Source organism: Mesorhizobium sp. P2_F5, assembly GCF_056403715.1.
Genome location: NZ_JBFUEY010000004.1, coordinates 531,854 through 557,324, shown reverse-complemented (window position 1 = coordinate 557,324; position 25,471 = coordinate 531,854). Strand labels below are relative to the sequence as shown.

Below are 25,471 nucleotides of genomic sequence, written 5' to 3'. Positions count from 1 at the left end.
CATGTCAGAGCGCGCTGCCCCCCAGTCCTTTTTCGTCAGCATCCTGCCGTTCATGGTGATGTGCGTCGGGATGTTCATCGCGCTGCTCGACATCCAGATCGTGGCGTCCTCGCTGCAGGATATTGGTGGCGGCCTGTCGGCGGCGCAGGACCAGATCGGCTGGGTGCAGACCTCCTATCTGGTGGCGGAGATCATCGTCATTCCGCTGTCGGGCTGGCTCACCCGTGTGTTCTCGACACGCTGGCTGTTCACCTTCTCGGCAGCCGGCTTCACGCTGGCCAGCATGCTGTGCGGCTTCGCCTGGAGCATCGAAAGCATGATCGTGTTCCGCGCGCTGCAGGGCCTGCTCGGCGCGTCGATGATCCCGACGGTGTTCACCTCGTCGTTCCACTATTTCCAGGGGCCGAGGCGGGTCTATGCGGCGGCGGTGGTCGGCAGCATCGCGTCGATCGCGCCGACGCTCGGCCCCGTCATCGGCGGCTGGATCACCGATACGCTGAACTGGCACTGGCTGTTCTATGTCAACGTCATTCCCGGCACCATCATCACCATCCTCGTCGCGCTGCTGGTCAAGATCGACAAGGCCGATCCGTCGCTGCTGAAAGGCGCCGACTATATCGGCATGGTGCTGATGGCGGTCAGCCTCGGCACGGCCGAATATGTGCTGGAGGAGGGCACGCGCTGGAACTGGTTCGACGATGCGACGATCCGCAACGGCGCCATCGTTGCCAGCGTTACCATGGTTCTGTTCGTCATCCGCAGCCTGACCTATGCGCAGCCAGTGGTGGATTTTCGCGCCTTCGGTAACCGCAATTTTGCCATTGGCTGCTTCCTGTCCTTCGTCACCGGCATCGGCATCTTCGCCACAATCTATCTGACGCCGCTGTTCCTCGGTTATGTCAGGGGCTACGACGCCTTCCAGACCGGGGTGGCGGTGTTTTCCACCGGCGTCGCGTCGATGGTCGGCGTGCCCGTCTACATCTTCCTTGCCAAGCGCTTCGACACGCGCTGGCTGATGATGTTCGGGCTGGCATCCTTCGGTGCGTCGATGTGGAGCTTTAGCGCCATCACCAGCCAGTGGGGCGCGGCCGAGCTGCTTCTGCCGCAGATCTTTCGTGGCTTCCCGCAGGTCTTCGCGGTGGCGCCGAGCGTCAATCTCGGCCTCGGCAGCCTGCCGCCGGAGCGGCTGAAATATGCCAGCGGCCTGTTCAACACGATGCGCAATCTCGGCGGCGCGGTCGGCATCGCCATTTGCGGCGCGATCCTCAACGACCGCACCAACTTCCATTTCCTGACCATCGCTTCGCATCTGACGCCGCAAAACGAAGCGGCGATGCGGCTCCTCGACAATGTCGGGCAGCGTTATGGCCAGTTGCCGGGTGCTGTCGCCGATGGTCATGCCGCGGCGCTGAAGCAGCTCTGGCAGCTGGCCTATCGCGAGGCCTCGACGATGGCCTACGCCGATGCGTTCCTGGTGATCATGGTGGCGTTCGTCATTGCCACCGCGCTGGTTCCATTCCTGCGCAACGTCACACCAAAAGCGCCGCCGCCCGACGCACACTGAAGCTGGACCGCCGTTGGACCGCCGTTGGACCGCCATATGGACAGGGCTGCCATCTGGCCCTGTCGTTTTGCTCTGATATAGCCGGCTGCGATCCATCACATGAGCATGTCCCGTGAAGTCACCCAGCCTGACAGGCATCGTTTCCCCCATGATCCCGGTGCTGGTCTGTGCAGTCGCGATCTTCCTTTTGTCAGCCATGGATGCGGCGATGAAGATCCTGGTCATCGCCGTCGGCGTCTACAACACGGTGCTGTGGCGCAGCATGCTGGCGACCGTAATTGCGGGCACGGCCTGGGCGGCGGGGCCGCGCTCGCTTCCCACGCCTTCCGTGCTCAGGCTGCATGCGCTGCGCGCCGTGGTCGTCGGCATCGTTCTGCTGTCGTTCTTCTGGGGGCTTGCCAGATTGCCGCTGGCGGATGGGATTGGGTTAAGTTTCGTCGCGCCGCTATTTGCTCTCCTGCTGGCTGCGCTGCTCTTGGGCGAACGCATTCAGCGTCAGGCGATCTGGGCGTCGCTGGCCGGCATTGCCGGTGTCGTCATCATCATGGCCGGACAGTTCGGGCAGGGCAGCTACACCAGCGATGCCCTGCTTGGGACGGTGGCGGTGCTCGCATCGACGGTGTTCTACGCCTATAATCTGATCCTCTCGCGGCGGCAGGCGCTGGTGGCCAAACCAGTCGAAATCATGCTGTTCCAGAACCTGTGCGTTGCCGCCGTCCTTCTCCCCGCCGCGCCCTGGCTGGCCGTCGCCCTGCCGGCCAATCTCTGGCTTTCCCTGGCCGGCGTGACGGCGTTGTCCCTTTCTGGCCAATTCCTGATGAGCTGGTCCTATGCGCGGGCCGAAGCGCAATATCTGATCCCGACCGAATACTCGGCCTTCATCTGGGCGATCGTGTTTGGCTGGCTGTTCTTCGACGAGGCGGCGACCTGGACCACGCTGGCGGGTGCCGCCCTGATCGTCGCCAGTTGCCTGATCGCCTCGCGCTCCAGTCCGAAGCTTGCCGAACCGATCGAAGCCGCGGTCTAAACGGGCGCTGTTGTCAACGCACCACCTCGCGATGGCCGCTCGGCAGGCGGGTGGCGATCAGCTTGTCGATGCGGCGGCCGTCGAGGTCAACGACCTCGAAGCGCCAGCCCTGCGCGTCGACGCATTCGCCGGTCGCCGGCAGATGGTGCATGTGCGACAGAACATAGCCGGCGACGGTTTCGTAGTCGCGGTTTTCCGGCAGGTCTATGCCGAGAACTTCCGCCATCTCGTCGGCCTGCATGTAGCCGGCGAGCAGCCATGAACCGTCCTCGCGCTTGACGGCGTTTTCCTCTTCACCGGCGTCGAGGTCGGCGCGGAAGACGCCGGTGATGGCTTCCAGAATGTCTGCGGGGGTGACGATGCCTTCGAAATGGCCGTATTCGTCATGAACCAACGCCATCGGCACGTCGGAATCCTTCAGCTTCTGCAGCACATCTAGCGCGTCGGCCTGGTCATAGACGATGGGGGCCGTGCGCACATGCTTGCGCGGGTCGAGCGCGCGGCCGGCAAGGATCGCCGCCAGCACATCGCGGGTCTGGACGACGCCGACCATGACGTCGACACCGCCATCGCCCGCCGGCAGGCGCGAATGCTGGGTGTCCATCAACAGCTTGCGGATGGCACTCTCATCCGCCTGCAGATTGATCCAGTCGACCTCGGTGCGCGGCGTCATCACCGCGCGCACGGCGCGGTCGCCGAGCCGCATGACGCCGGCGATCATGCGCCGCTCGTCGGATTCGATGGTGCCGTGATGCTCTGCCTCTGCGACCAGCATCTTGATCTCCTCGTCGGTGACCCTCTCCTCGCTCTCGCCGTGCTGACCGAGCAGCCACAATATGGCGCGGCCGGAAATGTCGAGCAGGAAGACCAGCGGCGCCGAGACGGTGGCGAGGATGGTCATCGCCGGGGCGGCGCGGGCGGCGACGCGTTCTGGATCGCGCAGCGCGATCTGCTTGGGCACCAGTTCGCCGACGATCAGCGAGAAATAGGTGATGATGGCAACGACGATGCCGACGCCGAGCGGATCGGCGATGTTTTCGCGGATGCCGGTCGAGGCCAGGTACACCGACAGCCTGTCGCCCAGCGTGGCGCCGGAAAAGGCGCCGGACAGCACGCCGACCAGAGTGATGCCTATCTGCACCGACGACAGGAATTTGCCGGGGTTGGAGCCGAGTGCCAGCGCGCGCCCGGCGCCATTGACGCCACGGTCGATCATCGCCTTGAGCCGTGCCGGGCGCGACGAAACGATGGCGAGTTCGGACATCGACAGAAGGCCGTTCACACAGATGAGGACGACCACGGTAGCGATTTCGACGTATAGCATCAGGGGTCAATAGCATTGCCGCAGGCCGCTGGAAAATGGTCCGCGTTGATTTTTGAAAAATGACAGTGGCAGCCCGTAACAAGGCGGCACGAAAGCATCGGACAGCTTGCCGCCATTTTCGATGTTTTTTCGGCCTTACGGCAGTTGCCGCAGCACACCGACAACGGCCTTGCCGTCAGTGAAATAGGGGTCGCCGCCGCCATTGCGTCCGCTCCTGGTGGCGCCGATGCCGGGGATATCGCTCACCGAGATCACCATGCCGGCCGCAGTCAGGTCGTGGATCACGAGATCGCGCTCGGCGTCGATGTCGGGTCCGATATGGTGGGTGATGGCCCCGGTTTCGTGGCTCAACCCAACGCCACGGTCGAAGCTGGCCGAGCCGAGCCATAGCGGGCGGCCATCGTCGCCGGTCGCGTCGATGCGCCAGAAACGGACATGATGACGCCGGTCGGCGCTGCCGCCGACCGGTTTTTCAAAGGCGAGGTCCTGGGCGCGGCCTTCGAACAGCAACCGGCTGACCGGGGCGTCGGGATAGGGATGATCGAACAGCACACTTTCACCGATTTCGATCGCGGTCTTCAGCGTCACGCCATCGGCGGTGTCCCAGCCGGCCACGGCGAAGGCATGCACAAGCTCCTTTTCGCTGCCGACAAGGCCGACGTTGATCGGATCGCCGGGAATACCTTGCGGCGTGTGCGTCACCATCTCGAAGGTCTGCTTGCGAAAGCCGCGGTCGCGAAACGTCCAGAATTCCGGCGCGGCGACATAGGCAAGCCCCAGCCAGGCCGCGCAGAGCGCCGCCAGCCAGGTCAATGCGCGTCGTCGCAGGCTTCGTTGGCTCATGAATGCGGCTCGATCCGTGCGGTATCTGTTGCCTGACGGACCCTGGAAATCAATGGTCAGCAGCGCGCAGCCGTTCTATCGTCGGCCATCGTTTTTGCGTGGGGTGAGCAGGAATGGAGCGGAAGCTGGTGGGTCGCAGCCCGATGGCATTGACCGCCGACCTTGTCGCAAGGGTCGAGCGTATCGAACCGGATCCGGGTCCCGAGCCCGGAACAACCGAGCATACAGACGCGGAGTTCGATAGTCTTGTCGAGCAACTCCTGTCGGAACATCGGCCTGAAGCGCTGTGGGTTTTTGCCTATGGGTCGTTGATCTGGAACCCCGAATTCGCCCATGTCGAGCAGCCCGGCCACGGCGCCGGGATGGCACCGCTCGTTCTGCCTGAAGCTGACCCGCTGGCGCGGAACCCGCGATTTGCCGGCCTTGATGCTGGCCCTCGATCGAGGCGGAAGCTGCAACGGCATCGTCTATCGGCTGCCCGCGGAAGACCATTTCGGGCAACTTGGCCAGTTGATGCGCCGCGAGATCGATGCCAACCCGCCAACCAATGTGCCATGCTGGATCAAGGTCAAGACCAAGGACGGGCCGCTGCGTGCCTTGGCCTTCGTCGCCGCGCCAGACGGCAGGGCCTATGCCGGCCGGTTGCCATTGGAGCAGGTTGCCAACACACTGGCGCAGGCTGCCGGTCATTGGGGCTTCTCGGCGCAGTACCTATTCCGAACCGTCAGCAAACTGGAGGAGAGCGGGATTCGCGACCGGAATCTCTGGCGCATCCAGGATCTGGTGGCACGACACATCATCGCTTCCACAGGTGACGCCCAGCGCGCCTGATCTTTCCTAGCGGCAGGCGCGGTAGCCGCTCTTCCGGTTCTTGATGTCGAAATGGAAATGATTGCGGTGATCGTAATTGTAGCCCGGGCCGAGCACGGTGGTGAAATACTGGCAGCCGTCGGCGCGCACATTGTTGAGGAAGCCACGGGTGCGGAAGGCAAACAGGCCGGGCTTGCGCACGTCGATGTCGTCGCCATTGTTAAGCTCGATGCTCATGACGTCGAGCGCGTTGCCCTTGCCGTGCTCGGACAAAACACCTTCGCCGGCGATGTTGCGGCAGGAATAGCTCGAGCCCTGGTGGATGGTCTTGACGCCCGAGAAATAGCGCCAGCGGGCAGAGGGAACGAGCTCGTTCTTCGTCCAGGCGGCGAAGCTGGCGGCCATGTCGCAGGTCAATGTCGCCGCCGGCTTCATCTGGATGCCGCCGATGGCCGAGACCTTGACCGGCCAGTCGATGCCGCATTGTCCCTCATGGATCGGCTGGACGTCGGAGTAGACGACACCGAGTCGCCTCAACTCGCCACGGCAGTCGGTTTCGCTGGCTGGCATCTGTTCGGGCTCGGACATCGGCTCGTCCATGCGCGGATAGGCTGCGGTCATGTAGGGGTTGGACGGGACGAGCTTCTGCATGCCTTCATACTGCGGCACGGCCGCGGTCTGCGAGCCGACGTCGACGGCCGGCTGCAGCGACAGCACGCTGCCGGTGTTGCAGGCTGAAACGGCGGCCAGCGCAAGACCGGCGGCCAGCATCGCTGCGCGTTTTGATTGGCGCGCGACCATCGCGGCGGCGCGAAATATTCCGGCCATGGGCGGAATTCCTGTCCCTGATCGGTGGGATTTTAACGATCAAGGGTAAAGGAAAACTCAGCGCTCGCGTTCATGCCTGCGGCCGAAATGCGGCACGTGGGTCAGCCTGCCAGCCTACTGGCAGAAGGTGCCGCCGTGCCGACGCGGTTCGAGATCGAGGTGGAAATGCAGGGCGTGGTCAGGGTCGGCGCCAGGTCCAAGCACGGTCTTGAACGGTCCGCAGGCGGCCTTGCGCACGGCGTTAAGGAATTTCGCGTCCTTCTCAGGCGGCGTTGGACCGACTTCGATCTTCCTGCCGTCAGACAGGGTGAAACTGGCGATGTCGAGGGCGTTGCCGAACGCGTGCTCCGACAGTTTGCGCGTGCCATTGCGCGGCCGGCAGACAAAGGCCGATGCCTGGTTGATCGATTTCAGGTCGGCGCCGAATTCGGCTTTCGCAGCCGGCTGGATGACATTGGCGGCAAAGCGGGCGGCGGCTTCGGCCATCGGACAGTTGAGCTCGGTCGCGGGGCCGATGGCGATGGATTTTCCAAGCGACTTCAGCATCAGGGGATAAGGGATCGAGCAGCCGATGTCGGGATTGCTTTCCGCCTTGTGCTCCTCGAATTCGACGCCAAGCGCTGTCAGCCGCTCACGACAGGCAACTTCCTCCGCCGGCATTTTTGCGTCGGGCAAATCGGCCGAGCGGGGGTCTGGCAGCATCTTCTTGTCGTCGGCATCCGCGGGTTTTTCAGGCGGCTGCGGGGCGACGACCGGCGGCTCGACCTCCGGCTTTGCGACGTCGGGCCTTTGTGTCGGAACTGGCACCACTGCCGGCGGCTCAGGCTCACTTTCCGTATTGGTTGACGGCTCCGGGGCTGACGGTTCGGGCCGCGCCTGCTTTTTCTGGCGGGACTTTTCTTCGTTGAACCGATTGTCATTGGACCGGTTGGGCGCACCGCTGGTCTTGGGACCTTCGGTCTTTTGCTCTTCAATCGGAACGTCGGTCTTCTGCGCCTTCGCGGGGCGCGCCTCGGGCACCGGAACATCGCCAGCTGAGGGCTGCGGATCCGGCATCTTCGGCTCTGCCTGGTTCGGCGCGCTATGCCGCTTGCCGCGCGATTTCAGGCGGTGCTTGCTGCGCGGCTTCAGCGGCTGGTCGGCCCGCTGTGTAAGCGGCTGCTCCGCCCGTGGGGCCAGCGGAGCATGATGCCGGCGATGCTTGGCGTCGGCCGGAGTCGCGAGCGATCCGGCCACCACCATGGCCAGCGCCAACCTGCACATTCTGGAAAAGACAAGCGCCGCCATTGGCCCTAAACGGCGCGGGCTTGTGGAGGTTGCCGGGAAAAGCGCATGCGCCCGATCACGATCGGTTACCCCGGCGTTACGCGCCAATCGCCTCCAGCCCTTCCTCCAGCCAATCGGCCAGAAGCGGCATGCCGAGCAGATATTTTGCCGTGCGTTTGTTGGCGCGCTCGCGCGCGGCGGCAACCGCATCGGACCATTCCGCCGCGTCATAGTCGCCGCGGCCGACCCAGGCCAGCGCGATGAGCTCGGCCGCCTCGTCGACATTGAGGTCGTTGATCAGTTCGCGCAGCTCTTCCTCGCTGAGGTTTTCCGAACTTTCCTCGGCAAGGCCGTCATGGTGGTGGTTGTCGTGCGTGTCGCCGTCGAACTCGACCTCATGCTCGGCGCCGTCGGCATAGTCTTCGTTGACGGCAGCGCTCAGACCCTTTGCCTTGAGAATGAACAGGCGCACGGTGTCCGGGCCGATCGATAGCTCCCATTCCCGTTCACGGCGCTGTTGCACTCTCGCGCACTCCGCTGGTCATTTCGCGGATGATAGCGGATTTGCAGCGCGCGTCACGTCACCTTCGGCCGGCTGGCCTCATCGCCGGCGGAATTTTGACTCGCACGCCTGACTTTTGAAGAGGGTTTTGGGAAATAGTTTTGACGGCGGCGGCTTTTCCGGGATGAAATGGTGTCCGCCCGGCGTTAGCATTTCATCATTATCCCTCAAGGAGGCTTCGATGCGCAGACGTTTGCTGATTCAAGTTCTAGCTGTTGCCGCCCTGCCGCTGTTTGCTGCGCCTGCATTCACCGCGGGTGAAGGCGGCGGCGGCGGTGGTGGCCAGACCACGCAATGCAAGAAGGGCGAGGTCTGGGACAAGAAGCTTAAGAAGTGCGTCACGCCGAAATACGGCATGCTCGACGACAACAACATCTACGAGGCCGGCCACGATCTGGCGATGGACGGGCGCTATGACGAGGCGATCGCCGTGCTCAGCCTGGCCGAGAACAAGCAGGATCCGCGCATCCTCAACTATCTCGGCTATTCGCACCGCCATTCCGGCCGCGTCACCGTCGGCCTCGGCTATTACGAGGAAGCGCTGCGCATCAATCCCGATTACACGCTGGTGCGCGAATATCTCGGTGAGGCGCATCTGCAGATCGGCGACCTGGCCGGCGCCCAGGAGCAGCTTGCCGAAATCGAGAAGCGCACCGGCAAAGGCTCGCGCGAATATGGCATGCTGGCCGAACAGATCTACCATTTCATGAGAAGCTGACCCCACCCCAACGGCTTCTTGGGCCGGCTGCGAGCAATCGCAGCCGGTTTTTCGTTGTCGCAGCCGCAACACAGCGCGCGTGCCGTAACGGCAACTGCACAATCAGCTCATGATTTTTCAAAAGCCCGCTTTTTCAGCGTGAAAAGCGCGCGAAGATCGCTATATTGGGGGAAATTGCGGTGAAACGGTTCCGTTAGCCCGAGGCTGCCGGACCCGTTTTCTTTTTGTACCCATCGACAAGGCTTTCCCCGAAACGCGGGGGTGGCGGCAGGAAAGGTCAGGCATCATGAACAAGGTCCCGATGACAGGCGAGGGGTTCGCGTCATTGAAGGAAGAACTGCGTTGGCGCCAGCAGGAAGAGCGGCCGCGCATCATCGAGGCGATCTCCGAAGCGCGCTCGCATGGCGACCTGTCCGAAAATGCCGAATATCATGCCGCCAAGGAGTCGCAGAGCCTCAATGAGGGCCGCGTCAACGAGCTCGAAGACTATATCGCGCGCGCCGAGGTGATCGATGTCACCAAGCTCAGCGGCGACAAGGTCAAGTTCGGCGCCACCGTCGTGCTGGTCGACGAGGACACCGAGGAAAAGAAGACCTACCAGATCGTCGGCGACCAAGAAGCGGACGTGAAATCGGGCCGTATCTCGATCTCGTCGCCGATCGCGCGCGCGCTCATCGGCAAGGAAGTCGGTGACGCCATCGAGGTCAACGCGCCCGGCGGCGCCAGGGGCTACGAGATCGTCCAGGTGCAATTTATTTAGGGGAAGTTCACGCCTGACCTGCGCTTTTTGAGCTGAGGTTGGCGCCGCCCCTCATCTGGCTGCCGCCATCTTCTCCCCGTGAACGGGGAGAAGGACGCAATCATCGATGGTTTCGCCCGTTTTCGACGTTGCAAGGACGGCGCCAGCGTTGCGGCCAGCCTCTTTCTCCCCGTTCACGGGGAGAAATGCCCGGCAGGGCAATGAGGGGCAGCGCTGACTGATCGAAATAACTAAATCAGGCCTTGTCGGCATTGACCTGACAGAGCTTCAGCAGCCTTTCCGCCTCGGCTACGACCTCAGCAGGTGCCACTCGCCCACCAGCCGCCGCCATCAACGTTGACGCATACGCTCCGCGTGGGCCGGTCAAACCCGGCTCCGTCGCCAGGAACACTGCGACCGTCGGCAGGCCGAAGGCGGCGGCGAGGTGGGTCAGGCCGGTGTCGGCGCCGATGACCAGCGTCGAGCGGCCGAGGATGGTGGCGATTTCAGCCAGTGGTGATTTCGGCACTACGATTCCAGACGGCACGGCTTTTGCGATCGCCTCGGCCACGGCCTTCTCGCGCTCGTTCGACCAGGTGGTGATCGGCGTCAATCCGCTATCAACCAGCAGGCGGGCGGTTTCGATCCAGTCTTCGGCCGGCCATTTCTTATCCTCGCGGCTGGTGCCGTGCAGCAGGACGGCCATTTTGCCGTCGATGCCGGCCAGGCCACCCGGAGGCGGCACAATCCCCGATACCAGCGTCGATAGATCGGGCTCGTAGCCGAGCGCCAGCCCGAACAGCCTCCGTGTGCGCTCAATGGCGTGCAGGTCGCGCGACACGGCGTATTTGCGCTGGTAAAACAACGTTGCTGAGGCCTCCCGCGCGCTGGCGCGGTCGAAACCGGCAACCGGCGCGCCAGCCTGGATGGCGACAAAGGCCGACTTCAACAACCCTTGCGCATCGATGACCAGATCGTACTGGCCAGCGTGCAGTTTCCGGCGCAGGCCGGCCATCTCGCGCCATGTAGCGCTGTCGAAAAGTTGCTTGCGCCAGCGCCGGATCGCCACCTTGTGGATGGTTCGGATCGTCGGATGCAGCGCGACGATGCCGGCAAAGGCCTCTTCAACGCACCAGTCGAAGGAGATATCAGGGCGCTTGCGGCGCGCATCCTCGACAGCGGGGAAGGTGTGAATAACGTCGCCCATCGACGATGTCTTGACGATCAGCACCTTCATGCGACGGCCGGGAGTTCCAGCAAACGGTCCGCCGCCGCCGCAACCTTCGCGACATCCAGCGTCTTCAGGCAGTTGAGATGACCGAGTGGGCAGACCTTCTGATGGCAGGGCGAGCAGGACAGATGCAACCAGATCAGCTCGCGCTGCTCGGCGAGCGGCGGCGTGTTTTCCGGCGAGGTCGAGCCGTAGACGGCAACGATCGGCGTGCCGACGGCGGCCGCGACATGCATCAGCCCGCTGTCGTTGGACACCGCCAGCCGCGCTGCGGCGATCAGGTCGATGGCGTCCTCCAGCCGCGTTTTCCCTGCGAGATCGAAGACGCCGGGTGCGAGGGCTGCGATCTCGGCGGTGACGTCGCGGTCGTTCTTCGAGCCGAACAGCGCGACCCGAAAGCCTTTCGCCATCATCTCGCGGGCGAGGCCGGCATAGCTTTCGCCCGGCCAGCGCTTGGCTGGGCCGAATTCGGCGCCGGGCATCATGGCGACGAATTTTCCCGGCTGCAGCCCGAAGCGCGCAAGAAGCTCGCCCTGATTGCTCGCATCGACGGTCAGCCGCGGCGGCCGGAAATGTCCGCCCTGGGCAAGGCCGAAATAGGCCTGCGCGGTGCGCCGCTTGACGCTTTCGGGCAACGGCACGATGTCGGTCAGCAGCCCATAGCGCATTTCGCGGAGGTTGCCGAAGCGGCGCGGAATGCGGGCAAAGAACGGGATCAGCGCCGATTTCCAGCTTCCCGGCAGGACATACGCCATGTCGTAGCGGCCGCGCAGCAGGCGGCCGAAGCGGCGGCGAATGGTGAATTCGAGCGCGCCGGGTTTCAGCGGGAAATCGATCTGCTGGCGCAGTTCAGGCATACGCTTGACCAAGGGTGCGGCCCAGGCCGGGGCCAGCACGTCGATGGCGGCATTGGGATGGCGTTCCTTCAGCGCCGAGAACAGGCACTGCGCCATGACCATGTCGCCCACCCAGCGTGGGCCGATCACGAGGATCGTTGGGCTTTCAGCCATTCGACATAGTCTCTGACGCCGGTTTCCACGCTGCGGAATTGCCCATTATAGCCGGCTGCGCGCAAGCGGGACATATCAGCCTGGGTAAAACTCTGGTAGCTGCCCTTGAGATGGTCGGGGAATTCAATGAACTCGATCTCGCCTTGGCCTAGCGTGTCGATGACGGTTTCGGCGATGGCGCGAAACGGTTGGGCGCGGCCGGTGCCGCAGTTGAAGATGCCGCTTGCGCCTCGCTTCCACAGCCACAGATTGACGTCGGCGACGTCGCCGACATGAATGAAGTCGCGGCTTTGTTCGCCGGGGCCAAAACCGTCATAGGCGCCGAACAGTTTCGGGTTCTCGCCGCGCCCGACCTGGTTGAACAGGTGGAAGGCGACCGAGGCCATGGCGCCCTTATGCGCCTCGCGCGGCCCATAGACGTTGAAATAGCGCAGGCCCGCAACCTGCGAATGGCCATTTTTTAGCGAATGATTTGGGTCGAAGACGGTCCGCCTGACATAGTCGTCGAACAGTTTCTTCGAATAGGCATAGACGTTGAGCGGCCGCTCGAGCGCGGGATCCTCGCGAAACTCCGAGCCGCCGCCATAGACGGACGCCGAAGAGGCATAGAGGAACGGTATGCGCAGCGACAGGCAAGCATGTAGCAGCCGTTTCGAATAGGCGTAGTTCACGTCCATCATGAACTTGCCGTTCCACTCGGTGGTGGTCGAGCAGGCGCCCTGGTGGAAGACGGCCTCGACGCGGCCGAGGTCGCCGGCTTCCATGCGCGGCAGGAACTCGTCCTTGTCGAGATAGTCTGCTATCTGCAAATCGGCCAGGTTGGCGATCTTGTGGCCATCGGTCAGGTCGTCGACGACGAGGATGTCGTCATGACCTTCGGCATTGAGTGCGGCGACGATGTTGGAGCCGATCATGCCGGCGCCGCCCGTGACGATGATCATGAAGGCCTCTGGTTGCTAGCGATTCCGGACCTTATAAGGGAGGCCAACCGGACTGTCGACAAAGCAGGCGCATACGCCACTGTGGGGCTGCAAGGCTCCCGCCTCAGTCGAAGCCCGCATAATGAGGGACAAAAATGCCGTCGACCGAACTGCTCATCGCGTTTTTCGCCACCACGGCGATCTTTGCCTACATTCCGGGTCCGGCGATGCTCTATGCCGCCGCGCAGACCATGGCGCGCGGGCGCTGGTCGGGGCTGACGGCGGCGCTTGGCATCCATCTTGGCGGCTATTTCCATGTCTTCGCCGCTGCCGCCGGCCTGTCGGTGCTGTTCCACGCCGTGCCGCCGCTCTATATGGCGGTCAAACTCATCGGCGCGCTCTATCTGATCTGGCTTGGCGTTTCCCTGTTTCGCAAGCGCGGAGAGGGCGACGCGGCGCTGCCCGTCATCGAGCGCAAGTCGGCCCGCCGCGCCTTTTTCGAGAGCATCACGGTCGAAGTGCTCAATCCGAAGACGGCGATCTTCTTCATGGCGTTCCTGCCGCAGTTCATCGATGCCTCGGCGGGGTTGCCGGTCTGGCTGCAGTTCGTTGTGCTGGGCACGATCGTCAATCTGATGTTTTCTTCCGCCGATATCGTCTGCGTGTTCCTGGCCGGTGCGGTCATCGGTCGGCTCAAGCGTTCCAGCCGCGCGCAGCGCCTGATGCAGCGGGCCGGCGGCGCGGTGCTGGTCGGACTGGGCGTCCACGTTGCGCTGCAGAAGAGCTGACGGCCGTCCTGACGTTGCGCTGCGTGGATTTGCGGTATATCGGCTTCGCCATGAATGATCCGGCCCGTAAATTGACAATTTTCAGCGTGATTGAGATCGGCCTTTCCCTCGCATTGCCAGTGACATGATCAAGCACAATCCGCCTTCTCCCGAACCGCTGCACCGCGCCATTGCCCGCTTTGGCGACGTTGCCGTGCTGGTGGTCGGTGACTTCATCCTCGACCGTTTCGTCAACGGCGTCATCGAACGCATCTCGCCGGAAGCGCCGATCCCGGTGCTGCACGGTCGTGGCGAGACTTCGACGATGGGCGGCGCCGGCAATGTCGTCGCCAACATCGTTTCGCTTGGCGCCAAGGCCATTCCGGTCTCGGTGATCGGCACCGATGTGGCCGGCGACAGTCTGGTGCGCATGCTTGGTGAGCTTGGTGCCGATACAGCTGGCCTGCCGCAGGCGCGGGACCGCGTGACGTCGTCGAAGAGCCGCTTCAGCGCGCTCAACCAGCAGGTGCTGCGCTTCGACGAGGAAGAGATCAAGCCGCTCGACGAAGCAGAGCGGGCCGGCCTGGTCCGGCATTTCCGCGACGCACTCTCTCGCGCCGACATCGTCATCCTGTCCGACTATGGCAAAGGCATTTTGCTCGACGGCGTCGCCGCCGAACTGATCGCCATCTGCCGCGAGGCGGGAAAGCCGGTGCTGGTCGACCCCAAAGGGCGCGACTATGCCCGCTATGCCGGCGCGACCGCCATCACACCCAACCGCAAGGAACTTGGCGAAGCGGTCGGTCATCCGGTTTTTGCCGATGATGAGATTGTGGTGGCCGCACGCCAGCTGATCTCGGCCCATGGCTTCGACTTTGTCGTCGCCACGCGCAGCGAAAAAGGGATGAGCGTCGTCGGCGCGGATGAGGCGCGCCACATCGCCACCCAGGCGCGCGAAGTGTTCGACGTGTCGGGTGCCGGCGACACGGTGATCGCGAGCTTCGCGCTGGCTCTGGCCGCGGGCGCCGATCGCGTCATGGCCGCCTCCATCGCCAATGCCGCGGGCGGCGTGGTGGTGGGCAAACGCGGCACGGCACGGCTGACGGTCGAGGAACTCACCGGCGCCCTGTTCCGCTCGCATGGCCCGACCGCGCACAAGGACGCCATCCTCGATGCCGCATCGGCCGCGCGCATGGTGGCGGCGTGGAAGGACGAGGGCCTCAGCGTCGGCTTCACCAATGGCTGCTTCGACATATTGCATGCCGGCCATGTCAGCCTGCTGCACGCGGCGCGCAGCCAGTGCGACCGGCTGGTGCTTGGCCTCAACAGCGATGCCTCGGTGCGCAGGCTGAAGGGACCGGGCCGCCCGGTCAACGATCAGCATGACCGCGCCTGCGTGCTCGCGGCCCTGGCTTCCGTCGACGCCGTAGTGGTGTTCGAAGAAGACACGCCGCTGGCGCTGATCGAGGCGTTGCTGCCCGACATATTGGTCAAGGGCGCCGACTACACCGTCGAGACCGTGGTCGGCGCCGATGTGGTGCAAAAGGCCGGCGGACGTGTCGTGCTGGTCGATCTCGTCGCCGGCAAGAGCACCACCGGCACGATCGGCAAATTGCGCGCCGGTGGCGCCACCAACTGAGGGATTTCATGTCCGGACTGAACGATTACCTGGTCCGCTCGGCGGCTGCCGTCAACGCCATGGTCGAGCGTGACCTGACCGGCGAGATGGAACGCGCGGTATCTGCCGTCGTCGCCGCGCTTTCGTCGGGCAAGGCGCTGCTGGTCTGCGGCAATGGCGGTTCGGCCAGCGACGCCATTCACATCGCTGGCGAACTGGTCGGCCGCTTCCTCAAAGAGCGCAAGGCCTACAATGTCATCGCGCTGCCGGCCAATGCAGCGGTGCTGACCGCCTGGGGCAATGATTACGGCTTCGACACGGTGTTTTCACGCCAGGTCGAGGCGCATGGCGCGGCCGGCGGCGTGCTGCTCGCCATTTCGACCAGCGGCAATTCGCCGAGCATCCTTGCCGCCGCCGAGCAGGCGCGGATGATGGGCATGACGGTGGTCAGCCTGACCGGCGACACCGGCGGCAAGCTCAAGCCGCTCACCGACATCCTGCTCAACGTACCCTCGACCTCGACGCCGATCATCCAGCAGGGTCATCTTTGCCTCTACCATTATCTCTGCGAAGTGGTCGAAGCGCGTCTCAGCGATGGCTGACACCGGCGCCTCCGGTCCATACCCGCTGGCTGAGCCCGGCCTGTGGGTCGAGCGGGTCGGTTCGCGCGTGTTTCCAGCCGGGACACCGGCGCTGTTCCTCGACCGTGATGGCACCATCAATGTCGATACCGGCTATCCCGACGATCCCGCTGACATCGTCCTGCGGCCGGAAATGCTGCCAGTAATCCGAACCGCCAATATCGTCGGCCTTCCTGCGATCATAGTGTCCAACCAGTCGGGCATTGCGCGCGGCTACTTCGGTTGGCCTGAATTCGCCGCCGTGAATACCCGGCTGCTGGCACTTCTGGAAGCCGAGCAATGCCGTATCGATATGGTGCTTGCCTGTGCCTACCATTCGAGCGGCACGGGTGAACTGGCGATAGGCGATCATCCGATGCGCAAGCCCAATCCAGGCATGCTTTTGCGTGCTCGTGATCTGCTGGGCGTGGACGTCGGTCGATCGATCATCGTTGGCGACAAGGCTGACGACATGGAAGCCGGTCGAAGAGGTGGGCTGTTAGAAGGCTGGCTGGTCGGCGGCAGGTTCAACAAAGAGGCCCCGGACGGCAGTTTCACGACGCGTAAGCTGATGACGGGCAATGATCACCGCAGACTGTGCGACGTAATCGCAGGGTTGGGCGTGGCTTAGAACGCCACCAGCCCTTCATCCTTGACGCGCCGGATGGTGAGCGCGGTGCGCACGGTGTCGACATTGGGCGCCGAGGCCAGTTGCTCGATGACGAAGGTCTGGAAGGTGCCGAGATCGCTCGCCACGCAATGCAGCAGAAAGTCGGATTCGCCCGACACCATCCAGGCGTCGCGCACGATCGGCCAGCCGCGCGTGCGCTCGGCGAAGGTTTTGAGCTCGGCATCGGCCTGGTGGTGCAGGCCGATCAGGCAGAAGGCGACGACATCCATGCCGAGCGCCGGCGCATTGAGCAAGGCGCGATAGCCACGGATAATGCCGGTTTCCTCCAGCCGCCGGACACGGCGCAGGCAGGGCGGCGCGGAAATGCCGACACGGCTCGACAGTTCGACATTGGTCATGCGCCCGTCGGCCTGAAGCTCGCGCAGAATCTTCCAGTCGATGGCGTCGAGGTCGGCTTTCAGGGGCATGGCTGTCTCAGCTTAAGCGCAAGAATCTTTCGCGATCTCGTCATTAAACGACTTTTGTGGCGATGCCAGCCCTTGGTCAGGCGATTTTAGGGCGGTAACGAAAGCGGCGATTGCGCGAATAAGCCTGTGGGTCGAAGCTTTCCGGGGACGACGGCCTGTTCGTCTTGCTGGCGTGGTTGGCAACCCTTACATTACCGGCGACATTTCACGTCTTTTTCCAAGGCACACTCGATTGTCTGCCCCACAGAGGCTTTAGATGACCACCAAGCACGCGCCTGTTCTCATCATCGGTTCCGGCCCCGCCGGCTATACGGCGGCGGTCTATGCCGCGCGCGCCATGCTGAAGCCGATGCTCGTCGCCGGCCTGCAGCAGGGCGGCCAGTTGATGATCACTACCGATGTCGAAAACTATCCGGGCTTTGCCGATCCGATCCAGGGGCCGTGGCTGATGGAGCAGATGCTGAAGCAGGCCGAGCATGTCGGCACCGACATCATCAACGACATCATCACCGAGGTCGATCTCAACGTGCGGCCGTTCCGCGCCAAGGGCGATTCCGGCACCACCTATTCCGCCGACGCGCTGATCATCGCCACGGGCGCGCAGGCGAAATGGTTGGGCATCCCGACCGAACAGACCTTCATGGGGTTCGGCGTGTCGGCCTGTGCCACCTGCGACGGCTTCTTCTACCGCGGCAAGGATGTCGCGGTGATCGGCGGCGGCAATTCGGCCGTGGAGGAGGCACTCTACCTCTCCAATCTGGCGAAGAGCGTCACCGTCATCCACCGGCGCAACGATTTCCGCGCCGAGCGCATCCTGCGTGAGCGGCTGCTGAAGAAGGATAATGTCCGCGTCATCTGGGACACGATCGTCGACGAGATTACCGGCCGGCCCGGCAAGACGCCGCTGCCGCCTTCGGTCGAAGGGCTGAAGCTGAGGAACGCGGTGAACGGCGAGATCAGCCATCTCAAGGTCGACGGCGTGTTCGTGGCGATCGGCCACGCGCCTGCGGTGGAGCTGTTTGTCGGCAAGCTGAAGCAGAAGCCGAACGGCTATCTGTGGACGGCGCCGAATTCGACCCGCACCGACGTGCCCGGCGTGTTCGCCGCCGGCGACGTCACCGACGACATCTACCGTCAGGCGGTGACTGCCGCGGGGCTTGGCTGCATGGCCGCGCTCGAGGCGGAAAAGTACCTGGCCGGCATCGAGGTGCACCGCGAAGCGGCGGAATAAATCTATCAAGACGGCAGAGCAAGCCGTTCAAAAGCCTGATTTTTCATTCAGACGCCAAAAACAGAACGAGGGGAACTCAATGGCGTTGGACTGGGACAAGCTTCGCGTGTTTCACGCTGCGGCGGAGGCTGGGTCGTTCACCCATGCCGCCGAGACATTGCATCTGTCGCAATCGGCGATTTCGCGCCAGGTCAGCGCGCTCGAACATGATGTCGGCGTGCCGCTGTTCAATCGCCATGCGCGCGGCCTGGTGCTGACCGAGCAGGGCGAGATGCTGTTCCGCACGGCGCATGACGTGCTGATGAAGCTTGAGACCATCAAGTCGCGGCTGACCGAGGCCAAGGACCGGCCGTCCGGCGTGCTCAGGGTGACGACGACAGTCGGGCTCGGCGCCGGCTGGCTGACCGAGCGGGTGCAGGAATTCATCGAGCTCTATCCGGAAATCAGCCTGCAGCTGATCCTCGCCAACGAGGAACTCGACCTCACCATGCGCCAGGCCGATTGCGCGATCAGGCTGCGCCAGCCGCAGCAGCCGGATCTCATCCAGCGCCGCCTGTTCACCGTGCATTTCCACCTCTATGCCTCGCCGTCCTATGTCGGCAAGCACGGCAAGCCAACCTCGGTCGCCGATCTGAAGAACCATCGCATCGTCACCTTCGGCGTGCCGGTGCCGTCGCATCTGTCGGAACTGAACTGGCTGGAAACGATCGGCGATTTCGAAGGCGGGCAAAGGGTGCCGACGCTGCAGATCAACGACATATTGTCGATCAAGCGCGCCGTGCAGGGCGGCGCCGGCATCGCCATGCTGCCCGATTATGTGATCTCCAAGGAGTCGGATCTGGTGCAGCTGCTGCCAGAGACCGAGGTGCCGTCCTTCGACACCTATTTCGCCTATCCCGACGCGATGAAGAACCAGGCCAAGCTGCACGTGTTTCGCGATTTCATCATCGCCAAGGCCCGTAGCTGGTCGTTTTAAGGGCATGTCGATATTCAGGTGAGGCCGGCCTGTGAATGATGGCTTCCTGCGCTTCCGGTGCTCACGTACTTGAGTACGCTCCGCTCCGGTTCTCGGATGCCACCATTCTCGACTCAGCCTGACCTGAATCTCAACATGCCCTGCGGCACTACTTGTTCTTCGGCTTATCCGCGCCACGGCGTCAGCCGCGGCAACCAGCCGGGAACGTTGCGGCGGTAGGTCTCGTATTCGGCGCCATAGCGACTGGCCAATGTCGGCTCCTCATAGAACTTGACGAAGGAGCTCATGACGACCGCGCCGATGGCGGCATAGGCGACGACGCTCCAGCTCGAAAACAGCAGCGCCTGGCCGAGGATGATCGACAGCACGGCGACATACATCGGGTTGCGGACATGGCGGTAGATGCCGCCGATCACCAGTCTCTCTGTGGGCGCGACAGGCGCCGGCGTGCCGAGGCCTTCCAGCGCAAAGCGGGCGAAGGAATGAACGAGCAGGGCGATGGCAGCGACGATCAGAAGCCAGCCGAGCGGAACGAAGCCCGGCACAGTCGATAGCGGCACATGGTAGTGGTCGGTCAGCAGCCAGGGCACCACACCGGCGACGACGCAAGGTGCCACGATGAAGAAGACCGCGCTGCCGGCGATCGCCTGGGGTGTCCGCATTTCAGGTCTCCCTTGCCAGCGGCCTGGCTTTCCGATTCTGGCCGGTGCCGCAAAAATAAACGCGCCCTGCCTGTTTCCGTGTCATTTGGCATTTTTGCGCTTCGGCGCAAAAATCGGGTCCGGTTACGGTTCTGTGACAGCAATGGGCTGGCCGCACAGGCCGTTTGAAGGTTTTTTCTGGTCCTATCGGGCTCTAAGATGGGTTAGACCACAGCCTATGCCTTTTTGCATGCGTGTGTTGCAAAATAGATGCTTGTTTCTTGGGCATGATGAGCACATATATAGATCATCTCCTGGGCGCGTTCTCCTCCCATTAGCGCCCTCGAGTGTTCCCCTCTGGAGGTTAGCCTTAACAGGCACTTCCAATCAAACTCAGCCGGATCTTCGTTGATCCGGCTTTTTTGTTTCCAGGCCTGCCGCAACCGCCGAAAAAAACCGATCAGCATTGCCGCGTAACAGTGACATGTAACCTCAGGTAACATGTCGCAAGCGCGATTCATCGTTTAAGCAGATCATAGGACGCGGTGTGGTTCGTCCGGGAGATGGGGGCATCACTCGGAAGATCCGGGCTCAGGCGGCTACCGCGTCCGAACCTATTCGTCTGCCAGTGCCGTCAGGCGCGGCGGATACATGCGGCGGACCTGCCGTTTTCCTCCCAAGAAGACGGTCCGCAATAGGAGCGGCGTCCGGATCATCCGGGCGCCGTTTTTTGTGCGGATCAGGCGCCTGGAGCGGTTCGCCGTTCAAGGAAACGGCGACCGCTCTAGCTCTTTGTTCTAAGCAATTCCGGACGGAAAACCGCTTCACACTTTTCCTGGAATTGCTCTAGGCAGCCTTGCCGTTGGCGTTCATCGCCTCGTCGGCCAACCGTCCGGTAAGCTCGGCCATATGATCGAAGGCGCAGCGATAGCTGGCGACGCCGGCAGTCGCCGAGCGCAGTTCGATGATCAGGTCGCCGATCTCGGCCTGTGGCATGGTCGCCTCGACGATATCCCATCCCGGCCAGTCTGGCCGCGCGTCGTAGCCGAGGATCTGGCCGCGCCGCTGCGGGATCAGCGCGATGATCTTCGAGGTGGCTTCTGACGGCGTGACGATCTCGACCTTCATTACGGGTTCGAGCAACACCGGCGAGCAGGCCGCCATGCCTTCCTTCATCGCCAGCTTGGCCGCCATCTGGAAAGCCATGTCGGAGGAATCGACGGCATGGTAGGAGCCGTCGGAGAGGTTGACGGAGACATCGACCACAGGGAAGCCGAGCGGGCCGGATTTCAGATAGTCGCGCACGCCGGTCTCGACCGACTGGATGTAGGTCTTGGGCACGACGCCGCCGGTGATGGTGTCCGAGAACTGGAAACCGGAACCACGCGGCAGCGGCTTGATCTCGATCACCACATCGCCGAACTGGCCGTGGCCGCCGGACTGCTTCTTGTGGCGGCCGCGTTGCTGCACCGTCTTGCGGATCGTCTCGCGATAGGGGACGGCTGGCGCATGGCCTTCGACCGGTATCTGGTTCTTGCCCTCCAGCCGCTCGCGCACGACCCGCAGATGCATCTCGCCATGGCCAGACAGCACGGTCTCTGCCGAGTCCTGGTTGTGGCGCAGGGTGAGCGAGGGATCTTCCTCGGCCAGGCGCTGGATGGCCGCCGACATCTTGACCTCGTCCTTGCGCTCCTTCGGCCGCAGCGCGAAGGCAAAGACCGGCTGCGGCGGCGCCAGCGTCAGCAGCGGCTTGATGCCTCCCTTGGTGGAGCTCAATGTCTGGCCGGTCTTGACCTCGTCCAGCTTGCCCAACGCCACCGTGTCGCCGGCCTTGGCGGCAGCAAGCTTGGACTGGTCCTTACCGAGCATCTTGTAGATGCCGGAGACCTTCGCCGTCTCGCCGTTCGACAAATAAAGCTCGGCGGCATCGGCAATCTGGCCGGAGAGCACGCGCGACACCGACAGCTTGCCGCCATGCGCGGTGTGGATGGTCTTCATCACCTGGACGACGGTCTGATTGCCGTCCGGCACCCCGAGCCGCTTGCGCGTCGCCTCGACATCCGGTGCGTCATGGCGGATCGCCTTCAACAGGCGAAGCACGCCATTGCCCTTTTCGGCGGTGCCGATGAGCACCGGGGTTATGGCGCCAGCGCGCAGGTCGGCGGAGAGATCGTCGAACACCGCGTCCTTCGGCGGCTCGATCTCCTCCAGCAACTGCTCCATCAACTGGTCGTCGTGATCGGCGAGCGTCTCCAGCATGGAGAAGCGGGCTTCCAGCTCGCGCGCCTTCTCGTCGCCCGGAATCTCGGCGACCTGGCTTTCGGCATATTCGCGATAGATGTAGGCGCGTTCCAGCGCCAGATCGATCGAACCGATGACCACGTTGTCCTTGCGCAGCGGAATCTGGCGCAGCAGCAGCGGCGCCGCGCTCGTCGGCTGCAGCATCTTCAGCGTATCGCGCACGCCAGCTATCGCCTTGTCGACCTTGTTGAGGAACAGGATGCGCGGCACGCCGAGATCGTCGAGCTTGCGCATGATGAGCTGCAAGGCAGGGATCTTCTTCTCGTCGGCCTCGGCGACAACCACGGCGATGTCGCAGGCGGCCAGCACCGGCTCGGCCTCGAAGGAGAATTCGATTGATCCGGGACAGTCGACGAAGGTGAGCTGCTCGCCCATGAATTCGGTGGTGGCAAAGGTCGCCTCGACGCTCATGGCATGGGCGCGCGCCTCGGGCGAATGATCGGAAACGGTGCTTCCCGATGAAACGGGATTTTGGCGGGGGATCGCGCCCGTACGGGCGAGAATGGCTTCGAGAAGTGTCGTCTTACCGCTTGCAAAGGGACCGACTATGGCAATGCATTTCGGTCCCGTGCGTCGTCCTCCGGCGCGAGTACCCATGGCTGACCTCCACTCAGGCGTTGCCCTTGGAGTGCAATCAGCAAAAGTGGAAACGGTTTTGCGCCGATCGCACCCTGATGTCAGCGGCGGCCGGCCTGTTCGACCGTCGCGGGCGGGTTGTTTTCATTTAGCCACCTGCCCAAACCCATCGTCCCACGGGTTAGGCGGCAGGGCAAGGAAAATAGAAATGCGCGACCGTCAGGCGGACAAAGCGAGGGGTTTGTCCGATGCGGAAAGAAGGCCGACCTTGGCGCGCGGAACCGGCTTGCCGAAAAAGTAGCCCTGGAAGCGGGTACAGCCGGCAGCCTTTGCCAAAGCGAACTCCTCAGAAGTCTCAACCCCTTCGGCAACGATGGTGACGTCCTGGATGCGGGCGATCTGGGCCAGCGCTGAAACGAAGATCTGCGCAACCTGATCGTGCGCGAGGCTGCTGATGTAGGAGCGGTCGACCTTGATGCTGTCGATGGGCATGGTTTTCAGATAGTTGAACCCGCAATGGCCGGTGCCGAAGTCGTCGAGCGCGATGTGGAAGCCGAGGCCGCGCAACGCTTCGAGGCGCCGCAGGATTTCAGGCGTGGCGGCGGTTGCCACCGTCTCGGTGATCTCGATGATGAATTGCGACGCCGAGCGGCCGGTTTCGCTGAGCACGCGATCGCACATGGTCACGATCTCGTCGCGCTTCAGCTGCTCGCCCGATACATTGATTGAAATGCGGCGCCCGTGAAAATGGACGACGTCGGCGCAGGCGCGCTTGAACACCCATTCACCAACCATGTCGATCAGTGTCGAGCGTTCGGCAATTGGAATGAATTCAGCTGGCGAGATGAGACCCCGAACCGGGTGACGCCAGCGGATCAACCCCTCAAGCGCATAGAGCGAACCGTCGGCGTGGACGATCGGCTGGTAGTGCAGTTCGAGTTCGCCGAGATAGACGGCGGCCTGCAATTCCCGCTCGATGAGGCGACGATAACGCTTCTCGGACAGCATCTCCTCGTCGAACACGGTGACGCGGCCGCGGCCCGCAGTCTTGCTTTCGTAGAGCGCCAGATCGGCAAGCAGCATCAGCTCCGTCGGGTTTGACGCGTGCGTCGGCGCGAGCGCAACGCCGACGGAAACGGAAAGCGGGATGGTCTTGCCCTCATAGGATTTTCCCGCCCGCATGGCGTCGAGCAAGCGTCGCACGTCCTTGTTGATGGCGGTTAGATCGCTGTGCGGGACGATGACGCCGAACTCGTCGCCGCCGAGCCGGCCGACCACGCCGTCGGCAAAGATGCGGTCGGCCGCCTTGACGACATGCGCCAGAGTGAGATCGCCGAACTGGTGGCCGAACGTGTCGTTGAGCTGCTTGAAGTGATCGAGATCGATCAGCACCAGGCTTGCTTCGCGCCGATTGCGCAAGGTGCCGATGCTGTCGCGCAGCGCTTCGAGGAAATAGCGGCGGGTCATTGCCCCGGTCATCGCGTCCCTGGTTAGAAAGTGATGCTTTTCGGCCTCGGCGGCTGCCGCCGACTGCAAGCGATGGATGACGCTGCTGCGCATGTACATCAGCACCAGCAAGGCCAGGCTGGTCGCTGTCATCGACACGAGAAAGGCGGTGTTGGCGGGGAAGCTGGCCAACATATTGAGCGCCCCGAAGCCGGCAGCGCCGATGCTCAAAAGGAGCAACAGCTGGATGCCGCGATAGATCCGGCCACTGTGGTCCTTGATGGTCGCCAGTATGCTCATATGCCGCCCCTGTACCCCGGCCCCACGGCTAAAGCGCAGCCGTTAAAATGCCATTGAGGCCGCGGCCTTCGGCCGCCAATTCGGCTGTTCGCGCCACCGATCGATGATGATGGTTAAGAAGCAAGAACCGAGAGAAAGCTGGAAGGGGCTCAGCCAGTCTGGGTCCGGCTCGCCGGCCTGGCTGCACTCTGCTTCACCACCGCCTCGGCAAAGCGCGACAGCAGCGGGTTGAACAGCTCCGGTTGTTCCCAGAACGGTGCATGGCCGGCGCCTGATATGACATGGCACTGTTCCCACAGCGAGGCGTAGGCCACCGTCTCGAAGTAGCTCAGCCGCACCAGCGGATCATGCTCGCCGTTGATGACAGCGACCGGGAACGAAGCGTGTTCGACCACCTGCTTCTGGTCGGCGCCGCCGCCGGCAAACATGCTGCGCGCGACGCCGGCGCGCAGCCTGCCGTCGGTACGCCTTATTGCTTCGCGGAAGGACGGACTTGCGGTGTCGCCGAAGCAAAGCGCTTCAAAGCGCTCGACGTCGCGTTCGGAGTAGACCTTCTTGGAAGCGAGCAGCATGTCCCAGTTGGCATGAAAGCCGCGCAACATTCCGAGCGGCCCCCTCGAAACCGGCGGCGCCCCGGTCAGCACCAGGCCGCTCACCGCATGGTGGAAGCTGGCAAGTTCGATCGCCACATGGCCGCCGAGCGACCAGCCGAAGATGATGGCGCGGTCGATGCCCAGGGCATCGAGAAGTCGGGCTGTGGTCTGGGCAAGGCCGGTAATCGTATAGGCGGTTGCCGGGTCGCGGGCGTCGGAGGACTCGCCATGGCCAGGAAGGTCGAAGGCGATCAGCCGGTGGACATCGGCGAGCGGACTGTCGAACTGACGGGCAAACACGGCGCGCGAACTGCCGGAACCATGAATCATGACGATAGGCATGCCGGAGCCCGACGACTGGCTGAGGCGCAAATCGGCCTGGGGCGTGCGGAACGTGCGGTCGGAAATGCTCATGCTGGATTAGACCTTCAGATTTGCCTGAAGGCCAACATCGCATCGCGG

General features: G+C 63.3%; 23 protein-coding genes and 1 pseudogene. 11 read left to right on the top strand and 13 right to left on the bottom strand.

All coding sequences use genetic code 11. The features are described from left to right. Position 1: 1 nt before the first annotated feature. Together AC1DYO_RS09205 and AC1DYO_RS09200 are read left to right on the top strand one after the other, a co-directional pair. On the top strand, positions 2 to 1,564 hold the full coding sequence (locus tag AC1DYO_RS09205; protein WP_477262393.1) for a DHA2 family efflux MFS transporter permease subunit: 1,563 nt from the start codon (positions 2 to 4) through the stop codon (positions 1,562 to 1,564). Between the two features lie 148 nt (positions 1,565 to 1,712). Next, positions 1,713 to 2,591 carry a DMT family transporter gene (locus tag AC1DYO_RS09200; RefSeq protein WP_477262475.1) on the top strand — a complete coding sequence of 293 codons (879 nt, stop codon included), beginning with the start codon at positions 1,713 to 1,715 and terminating at the stop codon, positions 2,589 to 2,591. Between the two features lie 13 nt (positions 2,592 to 2,604). On the opposite strand, the gene AC1DYO_RS09195 is transcribed toward AC1DYO_RS09200, so the two are convergent. Together AC1DYO_RS09195 and AC1DYO_RS09190 are read right to left on the bottom strand one after the other, a co-directional pair. Then, on the bottom strand, positions 2,605 to 3,915 hold the full coding sequence (locus AC1DYO_RS09195; protein ID WP_477262391.1) for a hemolysin family protein: 1,311 nt from the start codon (positions 3,913 to 3,915) through the stop codon (positions 2,605 to 2,607). Between the two features lie 135 nt (positions 3,916 to 4,050). Next, positions 4,051 to 4,758, bottom strand: a complete 708-nt coding sequence (locus tag AC1DYO_RS09190; protein ID WP_477262389.1) for an LssY C-terminal domain-containing protein — start codon at positions 4,756 to 4,758, stop codon at positions 4,051 to 4,053. 113 nt (positions 4,759 to 4,871) lie between these two features. On the opposite strand from AC1DYO_RS09190, the pseudogene AC1DYO_RS09185 reads away from it, so the two are divergent. Then, positions 4,872 to 5,589: pseudogene (locus AC1DYO_RS09185) on the top strand (gamma-glutamylcyclotransferase). Between the two features lie 6 nt (positions 5,590 to 5,595). Here the strand turns inward: AC1DYO_RS09185 and AC1DYO_RS09180 are convergent. The 3 genes from AC1DYO_RS09180 to AC1DYO_RS09170 all read right to left on the bottom strand — a co-directional run bounded on the left by AC1DYO_RS09180 (position 5,596) and on the right by AC1DYO_RS09170 (position 8,185). Next, on the bottom strand, positions 5,596 to 6,396 hold the full coding sequence (locus AC1DYO_RS09180) for an extensin-like domain-containing protein (protein ID WP_477262387.1): 801 nt from the start codon (positions 6,394 to 6,396) through the stop codon (positions 5,596 to 5,598). Positions 6,397 to 6,510: 114 nt separating this feature from the next. Next, a complete protein-coding gene (locus AC1DYO_RS09175; RefSeq protein WP_477262473.1) occupies positions 6,511 to 7,644 on the bottom strand; it encodes an extensin-like domain-containing protein in 1,134 nt (377 codons plus the stop codon). 115 nt (positions 7,645 to 7,759) lie between these two features. After that, entirely contained in the window at positions 7,760 to 8,185 is a 426-nt protein-coding gene (locus AC1DYO_RS09170) for a DUF3775 domain-containing protein (RefSeq protein WP_477262385.1), read from the bottom strand. A 220-nt stretch (positions 8,186 to 8,405) separates the two neighbouring features. On the opposite strand from AC1DYO_RS09170, the gene AC1DYO_RS09165 reads away from it, so the two are divergent. Both AC1DYO_RS09165 and greA read left to right on the top strand, forming a co-directional pair. Beyond that, the gene (locus AC1DYO_RS09165) at positions 8,406 to 8,942 is read left to right on the top strand and encodes a tetratricopeptide repeat protein (RefSeq protein ID WP_477262383.1); all 537 of its coding nucleotides are present in this window, start codon (positions 8,406 to 8,408) and stop codon (positions 8,940 to 8,942) included. Positions 8,943 to 9,228: 286 nt separating this feature from the next. Further along, on the top strand, positions 9,229 to 9,702 hold the full coding sequence (greA, locus tag AC1DYO_RS09160) for a transcription elongation factor GreA (RefSeq protein ID WP_181058741.1): 474 nt from the start codon (positions 9,229 to 9,231) through the stop codon (positions 9,700 to 9,702). A 235-nt stretch (positions 9,703 to 9,937) separates the two neighbouring features. Here greA and waaC read toward each other — a convergent pair whose 3' ends face one another. From waaC to rfaD, 3 genes are read right to left on the bottom strand one after another with little or no spacing between them, the layout of a single operon-like run. Further along, positions 9,938 to 10,918, bottom strand: a complete 981-nt coding sequence (gene waaC / locus AC1DYO_RS09155; protein WP_477262381.1) for a lipopolysaccharide heptosyltransferase I — start codon at positions 10,916 to 10,918, stop codon at positions 9,938 to 9,940. Then, the gene (gene waaF, locus AC1DYO_RS09150; RefSeq protein ID WP_477262379.1) at positions 10,915 to 11,922 is read right to left on the bottom strand and encodes a lipopolysaccharide heptosyltransferase II; all 1,008 of its coding nucleotides are present in this window, start codon (positions 11,920 to 11,922) and stop codon (positions 10,915 to 10,917) included. The genes waaC and waaF overlap by 4 nt, the downstream gene beginning before the upstream one ends. Continuing rightward, a complete protein-coding gene (gene rfaD / locus AC1DYO_RS09145; protein ID WP_477262378.1) occupies positions 11,895 to 12,863 on the bottom strand; it encodes an ADP-glyceromanno-heptose 6-epimerase in 969 nt (322 codons plus the stop codon). The genes waaF and rfaD overlap by 28 nt, the downstream gene beginning before the upstream one ends. A 134-nt stretch (positions 12,864 to 12,997) precedes the next feature. Here rfaD and AC1DYO_RS09140 point away from each other — a divergent pair, with 134 nt between their 5' ends. The 4 genes from AC1DYO_RS09140 to AC1DYO_RS09125 all read left to right on the top strand — a co-directional run bounded on the left by AC1DYO_RS09140 (position 12,998) and on the right by AC1DYO_RS09125 (position 16,478). After that, a complete protein-coding gene (locus AC1DYO_RS09140; protein WP_477262376.1) occupies positions 12,998 to 13,630 on the top strand; it encodes a LysE family translocator in 633 nt (210 codons plus the stop codon). A gap of 124 nt (positions 13,631 to 13,754) precedes the next feature. Beyond that, entirely contained in the window at positions 13,755 to 15,248 is a 1,494-nt protein-coding gene (rfaE1, locus tag AC1DYO_RS09135) for a D-glycero-beta-D-manno-heptose-7-phosphate kinase (protein ID WP_477262374.1), read from the top strand. Between the two features lie 8 nt (positions 15,249 to 15,256). Next, positions 15,257 to 15,829, top strand: a complete 573-nt coding sequence (locus tag AC1DYO_RS09130) for a D-sedoheptulose-7-phosphate isomerase (RefSeq protein WP_477262372.1) — start codon at positions 15,257 to 15,259, stop codon at positions 15,827 to 15,829. Continuing rightward, positions 15,822 to 16,478: a D-glycero-alpha-D-manno-heptose-1,7-bisphosphate 7-phosphatase gene (locus tag AC1DYO_RS09125; RefSeq protein WP_477262370.1), complete on the top strand. Its 657-nt coding sequence runs from the start codon at positions 15,822 to 15,824 to the stop codon at positions 16,476 to 16,478. The genes AC1DYO_RS09130 and AC1DYO_RS09125 overlap by 8 nt, the downstream gene beginning before the upstream one ends. Here AC1DYO_RS09125 and AC1DYO_RS09120 read toward each other — a convergent pair. Continuing rightward, on the bottom strand, positions 16,475 to 16,945 hold the full coding sequence (locus AC1DYO_RS09120) for an Lrp/AsnC family transcriptional regulator (RefSeq protein ID WP_454585545.1): 471 nt from the start codon (positions 16,943 to 16,945) through the stop codon (positions 16,475 to 16,477). The two genes, AC1DYO_RS09125 and AC1DYO_RS09120, sit on opposite strands and share 4 nt — an antisense overlap. A 256-nt stretch (positions 16,946 to 17,201) precedes the next feature. Between AC1DYO_RS09120 and trxB the strand changes: the two genes are divergently transcribed. After that, positions 17,202 to 18,176 (top strand): thioredoxin-disulfide reductase, encoded by a 975-nt coding sequence (gene trxB / locus AC1DYO_RS09115; RefSeq protein WP_477262368.1) that lies wholly within the window; start codon positions 17,202 to 17,204, stop codon positions 18,174 to 18,176. Positions 18,177 to 18,255: 79 nt separating this feature from the next. Then, positions 18,256 to 19,152 (top strand): LysR family transcriptional regulator, encoded by an 897-nt coding sequence (locus AC1DYO_RS09110; RefSeq protein ID WP_477262366.1) that lies wholly within the window; start codon positions 18,256 to 18,258, stop codon positions 19,150 to 19,152. 164 nt (positions 19,153 to 19,316) lie between these two features. Here AC1DYO_RS09110 and AC1DYO_RS09105 read toward each other — a convergent pair whose 3' ends face one another. The 4 genes from AC1DYO_RS09105 to AC1DYO_RS09090 all read right to left on the bottom strand — a co-directional run bounded on the left by AC1DYO_RS09105 (position 19,317) and on the right by AC1DYO_RS09090 (position 25,423). Beyond that, positions 19,317 to 19,814, bottom strand: a complete 498-nt coding sequence (locus AC1DYO_RS09105; protein WP_477262364.1) for a methyltransferase family protein — start codon at positions 19,812 to 19,814, stop codon at positions 19,317 to 19,319. 825 nt (positions 19,815 to 20,639) lie between these two features. Continuing rightward, the gene (locus AC1DYO_RS09100) at positions 20,640 to 22,691 is read right to left on the bottom strand and encodes an elongation factor G (RefSeq protein ID WP_477262362.1); all 2,052 of its coding nucleotides are present in this window, start codon (positions 22,689 to 22,691) and stop codon (positions 20,640 to 20,642) included. 198 nt (positions 22,692 to 22,889) lie between these two features. Continuing rightward, entirely contained in the window at positions 22,890 to 24,416 is a 1,527-nt protein-coding gene (locus AC1DYO_RS09095; RefSeq protein ID WP_477262360.1) for a putative bifunctional diguanylate cyclase/phosphodiesterase, read from the bottom strand. 149 nt (positions 24,417 to 24,565) lie between these two features. Next, entirely contained in the window at positions 24,566 to 25,423 is an 858-nt protein-coding gene (locus AC1DYO_RS09090; RefSeq protein ID WP_477262358.1) for an alpha/beta fold hydrolase, read from the bottom strand. Positions 25,424 to 25,471 lie beyond the last annotated feature (48 nt).